The 10206-nt window shown below is 43.6% G+C and carries 8 protein-coding genes; 6 read left to right on the top strand and 2 right to left on the bottom strand.

Annotation, left to right across the window (positions count from 1 at the left end; all coding sequences use genetic code 11):
- Positions 1-37 precede the first annotated feature (37 nt).
- Positions 38-946 (bottom strand): UTP--glucose-1-phosphate uridylyltransferase GalU, encoded by a 909-nt coding sequence (gene galU, locus K1I53_RS06305; RefSeq protein ID WP_125454160.1) that lies wholly within the window; start codon positions 944-946, stop codon positions 38-40.
- Positions 947-967: 21 nt separating this feature from the next.
- The gene (locus tag K1I53_RS06300; protein ID WP_223328772.1) at positions 968-1984 is read right to left on the bottom strand and encodes an NAD(P)H-dependent glycerol-3-phosphate dehydrogenase; all 1017 of its coding nucleotides are present in this window, start codon (positions 1982-1984) and stop codon (positions 968-970) included.
- A gap of 206 nt (positions 1985-2190) precedes the next feature.
- On the opposite strand from K1I53_RS06300, the gene K1I53_RS06295 reads away from it, so the two are divergent.
- The 6 genes from K1I53_RS06295 (at position 2191) to K1I53_RS06270 (ending at position 10049) form a co-directional block, all read left to right on the top strand.
- A complete protein-coding gene (locus tag K1I53_RS06295) occupies positions 2191-3897 on the top strand; it encodes an ABC transporter ATP-binding protein (RefSeq protein ID WP_125450478.1) in 1707 nt (568 codons plus the stop codon).
- 1 nt (position 3898) lies between these two features.
- Positions 3899-5665: an ABC transporter ATP-binding protein gene (locus K1I53_RS06290; RefSeq protein ID WP_223328771.1), complete on the top strand. Its 1767-nt coding sequence runs from the start codon at positions 3899-3901 to the stop codon at positions 5663-5665.
- A 139-nt stretch (positions 5666-5804) separates the two neighbouring features.
- Entirely contained in the window at positions 5805-6494 is a 690-nt protein-coding gene (locus K1I53_RS06285) for a gamma-glutamyl-gamma-aminobutyrate hydrolase family protein (protein WP_000124765.1), read from the top strand.
- A 168-nt stretch (positions 6495-6662) separates the two neighbouring features.
- On the top strand, positions 6663-8012 hold the full coding sequence (locus tag K1I53_RS06280; RefSeq protein ID WP_223328770.1) for a glucose-6-phosphate isomerase: 1350 nt from the start codon (positions 6663-6665) through the stop codon (positions 8010-8012).
- A 128-nt stretch (positions 8013-8140) separates the two neighbouring features.
- Positions 8141-9601, top strand: coding sequence for a glutamate--tRNA ligase (gene gltX / locus K1I53_RS06275; protein ID WP_223328769.1), 1461 nt, complete (start codon positions 8141-8143; stop codon positions 9599-9601).
- 13 nt (positions 9602-9614) lie between these two features.
- Positions 9615-10049, top strand: coding sequence for a cytidine deaminase family protein (locus K1I53_RS06270; RefSeq protein WP_223328768.1), 435 nt, complete (start codon positions 9615-9617; stop codon positions 10047-10049).
- Positions 10050-10206: the final 157 nt, after the last annotated feature.

Here is a 10206-nt window from a genome sequence, read left to right as displayed (position 1 = left end):
GGATAGTCAACCATCCTAGTTCTTCTTTTGTTATAGATTATTTTTTTAACTTCTCTCCAGCTAACTCTTTTCCAAGTTGGATGAGGTAGTCTTTCAAATCATCTTTGACTTGAGGGTGTCTCAGAGCGTAGTCGATGGATGTTTTCATAAAGCCAAACTTGTCTCCGACATCGTAACGAGCTCCCTTGAACTCACGAGCAAATACACGTTGTGTTTTATTGAGGGTGTCAATCGCATCTGTCAGCTGAATTTCATTTCCTGCACCTGGAGCTTGGTTTTCGAGAATTTGGAAAATCTCAGGTGTAAGGAGGTAGCGTCCGATGATAGCGAGATCACTAGGAGCGTCCTCTGGAGCTGGCTTTTCAACGAAAGTTTCAACGCTGTAAAGACCGTCTTTTCCTTCGCCTTGTGGATCAATAACTCCATAGGCAGATACCTCATCGTGAGGGACTGGCATGACAGCAATAGTAGACGCGTGGGTATGTTCATAGTCATCCATGAGTTGTTTGGTGAGCGGAACAGCCTTTTCATTAGTGATATCCATCAAGTCATCCCCAAGCATCACGACAAAAGGTTCATTTCCGACGAAAGCTTTGGCTTGCAAAACAGCATCTCCGAGACCGCGTGGATGAGTTTGGCGGATAAAATGCAGACGCATGCCAGTTGTTTCATCAACTAGCTTCAAAAGATCTGTTTTCCCTTTTTCTTTGAGGTTGTATTCCAATTCGAAGTTTGAGTCAAAGTGGTCCTCGATGGAACGTTTTGACTTACCTGTAACAACCAAGATATCCTCGATTCCAGACTTGAGAGCTTCTTCAACGATAAACTGGATAGTAGGTTTGTCTACGATTGGCAACATTTCCTTGGCCAAGGCCTTAGTTGCAGGGAGGAAACGAGTTCCCAATCCAGCGGCAGGGATGACTGCTTTTCTGACTTTTTGTTTCATAATGTTCCTTTCTATAAGGGTCTAAGACCATTCGTTTTCTGCTTTAAATTCGTTGTTCATGATGTCAGTGATTGCTTCTTTGATATTGACACCTTCATAGATAACTCGGTAAATGGCTTGTGTGATTGGCATGTAGACATCCAGTTCCTGAGCTAGTTCGTAAGCTGCTCGAGTCGTTGAAATTCCTTCAATAACCATGCCCATGTTTGCTTCGATGTCTGCGAGAGATTCTCCACGACCGAGGGCATCACCGGCTCTCCAGTTACGAGAGTGGACAGATGTCCCCGTCACAATCAAATCACCAACTCCAGAAAGACCGCTATAAGTCAGAGGATTAGCCCCAAGAGCTACCCCCAGACGGGTGATTTCAGCTAAGCCACGGGCGATGATGGCTGCCTTGGCATTGTCGCCAAATCCTAGGCCATGTAATGCACCTGCACCAACTGCAATGATGTTTTTAAGAGCACCAGCGGTTTCAACCCCGATAACATCCGTATTGGTATAGAGGCGGAAGTAGTGATTGCTAAAGAGATTTTGAACGTACTGGGCAGTTTCAAGGTCTTTAGAGGCTGCGGTGATCAAGGTAATATCCCGTACAATGGTTTCCTCAGCGTGGCTAGGACCTGAAACAACGACAATGTCACTACGAAGGTTAGTTGGAATTTCCTCTTCAAGAATAGTTGACAGACGTTTGTGACTATCTGGTTCCAAGCCTTTGGAGGCATGCATGATGACAACCTTGTGATCGAGTACCTTTGCTACTTGTTGGGCAACCAGTCTCGTTACTTTTGTTGGGACAACAAATAAAACAGCATCCACATCCTTTAGTGTTTCTTCCAAGTCATGATAAGCTTTGATGTTTTCGTCGAGTAGGATGTCTTTAAAGTAGCGTTTGTTTGTATGTTGGCTATTGATTTCATCGATTTGGTCAGGAATATTTCCCCAAATTCGAACCTCGTGTCCATTGTCGTTTAGGACCTGCGAAAGGGCAGTTCCCCAAGAGCCAGGACCCAAGACAGCGATGGTTTGTTTCTTCATCTTTTCCTCCTTTTAAGAGTTCTTCTTTTCATTTTACCATAAAAAGCCTTTTCATGCATTACTTGCGAGTGAAAGCGCACTAATTTGTAATAAGAAAACGCCTTTGACAAGACTCCTCTTTTTTGCTAGAATAGCATCAACATGAAAGAATGAGAGGAGCTGGCGAATTTCGTCACTCCCTTTTGTCTATCTGATTAGGAGGAAGTATGCTGATTGAAAAAATTAAAGCCTATAAATGGCAAGCCTTGGCATCCTTTGTGATGACAGGCTTGATGGTTGCGAGCTCGCTCTTGCAACCTCGCTATTTGCAGGAGGTTTTAGATGCTCTACTGGCTGGCCGACATGAGGCTATTTATAGTATTGGGGCATGGTTGATAGGAGTAGCCCTCGTGGGTTTGGTTGCAGGTGGTGTCAATGTTATTCTTGCAGCCTATATCGCTCAGGGAGTATCTTCAGATCTTCGGGAAGATGCTTTTCGTAAGATCCAAACCTTTTCTTATGCCAACATTGAGCGGTTTAATGCTGGGAATCTGGTTGTCCGCATGACCAATGATATCAACCAAATTCAGAACATGGTGATGATGGTTTTCCAAATCCTTTTCCGTCTTCCTTTGCTTTTTATTGGTTCCTTTATCTTAGCGGTTCACACCCTGCCTTCGCTTTGGTGGGTAATTGTCCTTATGGTAGTGCTAATTTTTGCGCTTACAGGTATCATGATGGGGATGATGGGGCCGCGCTTCGCCAAGTTTCAAACTCTTCTTGAACGAATTAATGCCATCGCCAAGGAAAATCTACGTGGTGTGCGTGTGGTCAAATCCTTTGTGCAGGAAAAAGAGCAATTTGATAAGTTTACTGAGGTCTCAGATGAGCTTCTGGGACAAAATATTTATATTGGCTATGCCTTTTCAGTAGTGGAACCTTTTATGATGCTCATTGGGTACGGAGCGGTTTTCCTCTCCATCTGGTTGGTTGCGGGAATGGCTCAGTCGGATCCGTCAGTCGTTGGTTCTATTGCTTCCTTTGTTAACTATCTCAGTCAGATTATCTTTACAATCGTCATGGTTGGATTTTTAGGGAATTCTGTCAGTCGGGCTATGATTTCGATGATGCGTATCCGTGAGGTTCTAGATACCGAGCCAGCGATGACTTTTAAGGATCTTCCAGATGAGGATCTAGAAGGAAGTCTCTCTTTTGAAAATGTGACCTTCACTTATCCTACCGATGAAGAGCCCATGCTTAAGAATGTAAGTTTTGAAGTTGCACCAGGTCAGATGGTCGGTGTGGTTGGGGCGACTGGAGCAGGGAAGTCCACTCTAGCTCAGTTGATTCCACGACTTTTTGATCCACAGGAGGGTTCTATCAAGATTGGTGGCAAGGACATTCGGGATGTCAGTGAGGGAACCTTGCGTAAAACAGTTTCCATTGTCTTGCAACGTGCTATTCTCTTTAGTGGGACCATTGCAGATAATCTTCGTCAAGGAAAAGGCAATGCCAGCGTATCCGAACTTGAACGCGCGGCGCGGATTGCCCAAGCCAGTGAATTTATCGGACGCATGGAAAACAAATTTGAGAGTCAGGTTGAAGAACGGGGCACCAACTTTTCTGGTGGACAAAAACAACGGATGTCGATTGCCCGAGGGATTGTCAGCAATCCCCGTATCCTGATTTTTGACGATTCGACTTCGGCCTTGGATGCTAAGTCAGAGAGACTCGTTCAGGAGGCTTTGAACAAAGACCTGAAAGGGACAACAACGATTATCATCGCTCAAAAGATCAGTTCAGTCGTCCATGCGGACAAGATTTTGGTCTTGGACCAAGGGCGATTGATTGGAGAAGGACGGCATGCAGACTTGGTAGCTAACAATGCCATCTACCGCGAAATCTACGAAACACAGAAGGGAAAGGAGGAATAAAATGAAAACAGTTCGATTTTTCTGGAATTATTTTAAAGTTTACAAGCTCTCCTTTGCCATTGTGATTCTGATGGTTGCAGTTGCGACGATTGCCCAAGCCCTCTTTCCAGTTTTTTCAGGCCAAGCAGTAACAGAGCTTGCTAACCTAGTTCTAGCTTATCAAAATGGGACTTCCGAACTAGCCTGGCAAAGTTTGTCAGCTCTGATGCTGAATCTAGCCCTGGTTGTGCTGGTTTTGGTAGTGTCCAGTTTGATTTACATGGCCTTGATGACCCGTGTAATTGCTGAGTCAACTAATGAGATGCGTAAGGGCCTCTTTGGCAAACTTTCTCGTTTGACGGTTTCTTTCTTTGACCGCCACCAGGATGGTGACATCCTCTCTCGCTTCACGAGTGACTTAGACAATATCCTTCAAGCCTTCAATGAAAGTCTAGTTCAGGTTATGAGTAATATTGCTCTTTACATCGGTTTAATTTTTGTCATGTTTTCAAGAAATGTGACACTAGCCCTGATAACAGTAGCCAGCACCCCAGTGGCCTTTCTCATGTTGGTCTTCATTGTGAAAATGGCCCGCAAGTACACCAATCTCCAGCAAAAAGAGGTTGGGAAACTCAACGCCTATATGGATGAAAGTATTTCAGGGCAGAAAGCTGTTATCGTACAAGGAATTCAAAACGACATCGTAGCAGGCTTTGTGGAGCGAAATGAGCGCGTGCGCAAGGCAACCTTTAAAGGAAGAATGTTCTCAGGCATCCTCTTTCCAGTTATGAATGGGATGAGTTTGGTCAACACAGCCATCGTCATTTTTGCGGGTTCTGCGGTCTTGCTGAACGATCCAAGTATCGAAACAACGACAGCCCTAGGTTTGATCGTCATGTTTACCCAATTTTCTCAGCAGTACTACCAGCCAATTATCCAGGTGGCTGCGAGTTGGGGAAGCCTCCAGTTGGCCTTTACTGGGGCGGATCGTATCCAAGAAATGTTCGATGCAGAAGAAGAGATTCGCCCGCAAAATGCACCAGCCTTCACGGAATTGCGAGAAGGTGTTGAAATCAGTCACATTGATTTCTCTTATGTGCCAGACAAGCCGATTTTAAAAGATGTTAGCATTTCAGCTCCTAAAGGGCAGATGATAGCAGTTGTCGGTCCGACTGGTTCAGGGAAAACGACCATCATGAACCTCATCAATCGTTTCTATGATGTGGATGCAGGTAGCATTTGCTTTGATGGCAAAGACATCCGTGGCTACGACTTGGATAGCCTGCGGAGCAAGGTAGGTATTGTCTTGCAGGATTCGGTCTTATTTAGTGGAACGATTCGGGACAATATCCGCTTTGGTGTGCCAGATGCCAGTCAGGAAATGGTCGAAGCAGCTGCTAAGGCAACTCATATCCATGACTATATCGAAAGCTTGCCTGATAAGTATGATACCCTTATTGATGATGAGCAAAACATCTTCTCAACTGGTCAGAAACAATTGATTTCCATTGCTCGGACCTTGATGACAGATCCCCAAGTTTTAATCTTAGATGAAGCGACTTCCAATGTGGATACCGTAACAGAAAGCAAGATTCAACATGCCATGGAGGCGGTTGTGGCAGGACGAACCAGTTTTGTCATTGCCCATCGTCTCAAGACCATCCTCAATGCCGATCAGATTATTGTCCTCAAAGATGGAGAGGTCATTGAACGTGGAAATCATCACGAGTTGCTCAAGCTCGGCGGCTTCTACTCAGAACTGTATCACAATCAATTTGTCTTCGAATAAGAAAGAAGTTGTCCTCTTGGGCAACTTCTTTCTTATCCATAAAAAATACTTATCACGGTCTTTAAAAAAACATATTAGACAGCAGAGAGCTTGAATGATAAGATAGGACTATCGTTAGAAAATTGAAAGGAGACACATCATGGCTAGAACGGTTGTAGGAGTTGCTGCAAATCTATGTCCTGTAGATGCAGAAGGGAAAAACATCCACTCATCTGTATCCTGTAAATTTGCAGAGAGCATTCGTCAAGTCGGCGGTCTCCCTTTAGTGATTCCTGTAGGAGATGAGTCCATTGTTCGCGATTATGTGGAAATGATCGACAAACTCATCTTGACAGGTGGGCAAAATGTCCATCCTCAGTTCTATGGAGAGAAAAAGACCATTGAGAGCGACGATTACAACCTAGTCCGTGATGAATTTGAATTGGCACTCTTGAGAGAAGCACTTCATCAGAATAAGCCCATTTTGGCAATCTGCCGTGGGGTTCAGCTGGTCAATGTTGCTTTTGGTGGCACTCTTCACCAAGAAATTGAAGGTCATTGGCAAGGTTTGCCTTTTGGAACCTCTCATTCTATTGAGACAGTAGAAGGAAGCGTGGTGGCTAAGTTGTTCGGAAAAGAAAGTCAGGTCAACTCAGTCCATCGTCAAAGTATTAAAGATCTGGCGCCTAATTTCCGTGTGACAGCGGTGGATCCTCGAGACCAGACTATTGAAGCGATTGAGTCTATCGACGAGCACCGTATCATCGGTTTGCAGTGGCATCCAGAGTTTCTGGTCAATGAAGAAGACGGCAATTTAGAACTATTTGAGTATTTATTAAATGAATTGTAACGGTTAGCATATCTAGCCGTTTTTATTCGTTCTTTCAGATTTTTTATATTTCAGCAAATTTACGCAAACGTTTGAATTCTGATAAAAATTGGGCAAATTCAATAAAAAAGCTTGAAAAAATCGAAGGTAAGCGTTATGATAGAAAAGAAGAAATTTTGGAGGATTATCATGTCACATATTAAATTTGATTATTCAAAAGTTTTAGACAAATTTGTTGCCCCACATGAAGTGGAATACATGCAAGCACAAGTAACAGCTGCAGACGAATTGATTCGTAAAGGAACTGGTGCGGGTAGCGACTTTTTGGGTTGGTTGGACCTTCCTGAAAATTATGACCGCGAAGAATTCGACCGCATCTTGAAAGCTGCTGAGCAAATCAAATCAGACAGCGATGTCTTGGTTGTAATCGGTATCGGTGGATCTTACCTTGGTGCCAAAGCAGCTATTGACTTCTTGAACCACCACTTTGCTAACTTGCAAACAAAAGAAGAACGCAAAGCTCCACAAATCCTTTACGCAGGAAACTCAATCTCATCTACTTACCTTGCTGACTTGGTAGAGTATGTAGCTGACAAAGACTTCTCAGTAAACGTGATTTCTAAATCAGGTACAACAACTGAACCAGCCATCGCTTTCCGCGTCTTCAAAGAACTCTTGGTTAAGAAATACGGTCAAGAAGAAGCAAACAAACGTATCTATGCAACAACTGACCGCCAAAAAGGTGCTGTTAAGGTTGAAGCAGACGCTAACGGTTGGGAAACATTTGTGGTTCCAGATGACATCGGTGGACGTTTCTCAGTATTGACAGCAGTTGGATTGCTTCCAATCGCAGCATCAGGTGCAGACATCAAAGCCCTTATGGAAGGTGCGAATGCAGCTCGTAAAGACTACACTTCAGACAAGATTGCTGAAAATGAAGCTTACCAATACGCAGCAGTTCGTAACATCCTTTACCGTAAAGGCTACGCTACTGAAATCTTGGTAAACTATGAGCCATCACTTCAATACTTCTCAGAATGGTGGAAACAATTGGCTGGTGAATCAGAAGGGAAAGACCAAAAAGGTATTTACCCAACTTCAGCAAACTTCTCAACTGACTTGCACTCACTTGGTCAATTTATCCAAGAAGGAACTCGTATCATGTTTGAAACAGTTGTCCGTGTTGACAAACCACGTAAGAACGTGATCATTCCTGCTTTGGAAGAAGACCTTGACGGACTTGGTTACCTTCAAGGAAAAGACGTTGACTTTGTAAACAAAAAAGCGACTGACGGTGTTCTTCTTGCTCACACAGATGGTGACGTACCAAACATGTATGTGACTCTTCCTGAGCAAGATGCCTTCACTCTTGGCTACACTATCTACTTCTTCGAATTGGCAATTGCCCTTTCAGGTTACTTGAATGCCATCAACCCATTTGACCAACCAGGTGTTGAAGCCTACAAACGTAACATGTTTGCCCTTCTTGGAAAACCAGGATTTGAAGAATTGAGCAAAGAGCTTAACGCACGTCTATAACAGAAGAAAAGAGTGGCTTGTCCACTCTTTTTTACTCTCTTTATTCGTAGACATTGGACTCAGGCGAGACTTGTGATATAATATAGAAAGCAAAAAGGCAGACGCCTAGAGACTTTATAGGAGAAACTATGTCAAAAGATATCCGCGTACGCTACGCACCAAGTCCAACAGGACTACTACACATCGGAAATGCCCGTACAGCATTGTTTAACTACCTTTACGCACGCCATCATGGTGGAACCTTTATCATCCGTATCGAGGATACTGACCGTAAGCGCCACGTCGAAGACGGTGAGCGTTCACAGCTTGAAAACCTTCGTTGGTTAGGCATGGACTGGGATGAAAGTCCAGAAACACATGCAAACTACCGCCAATCAGAGCGTTTGGAACTCTATCAAAAATACATCGATCAATTGCTAGCCGAAGGAAAAGCCTACAAATCATACGTTACAGAAGAAGAGTTGGCGGCTGAGCGCGAACGTCAAGAAGCAGCTGGCGAAACACCTCGTTACATCAATGAATACCTTGGTATGAGTGAAGAGGAAAAAGCTGCGTACATTGCAGAACGTGAAGCAGCTGGTATCATTCCAACCGTTCGTTTGGCTGTTAATGAGTCAGGTATCTACAAATGGCACGATATGGTCAAAGGTGATATCGAGTTTGAAGGCGGCAACATCGGTGGTGACTGGGTGATTCAAAAGAAAGACGGATACCCAACTTACAACTTTGCCGTTGTCATCGATGACCACGATATGCAAATCTCTCACGTTATCCGCGGTGATGACCATATTGCTAATACTCCAAAACAACTCATGGTCTATGAAGCGCTTGGTTGGGAAGCCCCAGAATTCGGTCACATGACTTTGATTATCAACTCTGAAACGGGTAAAAAATTGTCTAAACGTGACACCAACACCCTTCAGTTTATCGAAGACTATCGTAAGAAAGGGTACCTTCCAGAAGCAGTCTTTAACTTTATCGCCCTACTCGGTTGGAATCCTGGTGGCGAAGATGAAATCTTCTCTCGTGAGGAATTGATTAAGCTCTTTGATGAAAATCGTCTCAGCAAGTCACCAGCTGCCTTCGATCAGAAGAAACTAGACTGGATGAGCAACGACTATATCAAGAGAGCTGACTTGACAACCATCTTTGAAATGGCCAAACCATACTTAGAAGAAGCAGGACGTTTGACTGATAAATCTGAAAAAATGGTAGAACTCTACAAGCCACAAATGAAGTCAGTAGACGAGATTGTTCCACTGACAGACCTTTTCTTCTCAGATTTCCCAGAGTTGACAGACGCTGAGCACGAGGTCATGGCAGGAGAAACCGTTCCTGTTGTTCTAGAAGCCTTCAAAGCAAAACTAGAAGCTATGACAGATGAAGAATTCGTGACAGAAAACATCTTCCCACAAATCAAAGCAGTCCAAAAAGAAACAGGTATTAAAGGAAAAAACCTCTTCATGCCTATTCGTATTGCTGTATCAGGGGAAATGCATGGTCCAGAATTGCCAGACACCATTTTCTTGCTCGGACGTAAAAAGTCAATCCAGCATATCGATAACATGCTGAAAGAGATTTCTAAATAAAAAGGACTGCCAAATGGATATCTGGGAAAAGATGTATGAAGAAGCACAAATACTATACAATCCCCATGAAGTTTCTGACTTTGTTTATGCTAACCATGTCGTTGCCGCGGTAGAAGCGGAAGATGGTCAGATATTCACAGGATTTTGTATGGAGGGCACTTGTGGCGTTTTTCATCTCTGCGCAGAACGAGCAGCTCTCTTCAATATGTATCAATTTTCGGGACAAACTAAAGTTAAGAAAGTCCTCGTCTTTCGAGATAAACCTCCCTACGGCGAAGGATCAGGTATGCCCTGTGGCGCATGCAGAGAATTTCTCTTAGAATTGAATGCTGAAAATAAAGAAGCAGAGTTCATGATGGACTACAAAATAAGAAAAACAATCAAAGTTGCCGAGTTGATTCCTTACTGGTGGGGAGAGGAACGTGCGACTAATTGGCAAACAAAATAGAGAGAGTCAGTTAAACTGGCTCTTTTCTATTATCATAGAAAAATTTGTATAGGAGATTAAAAAAGTTCTTGACAAAGAGGAAAAAGTAGGTATAATAGAAAGAGTTGAAAAGCTCAAGGTCCGTTGGTCAAGGGGTTAAGACACCGCCTTTTCACGG

The sequence above is a fragment of the Streptococcus oralis genome (genome assembly GCF_019929365.1).
In the GTDB taxonomy this organism is placed as follows: domain Bacteria; phylum Bacillota; class Bacilli; order Lactobacillales; family Streptococcaceae; genus Streptococcus; species Streptococcus oralis_BT.
This window is presented reverse-complemented; position numbering and strand designations above follow the sequence as displayed.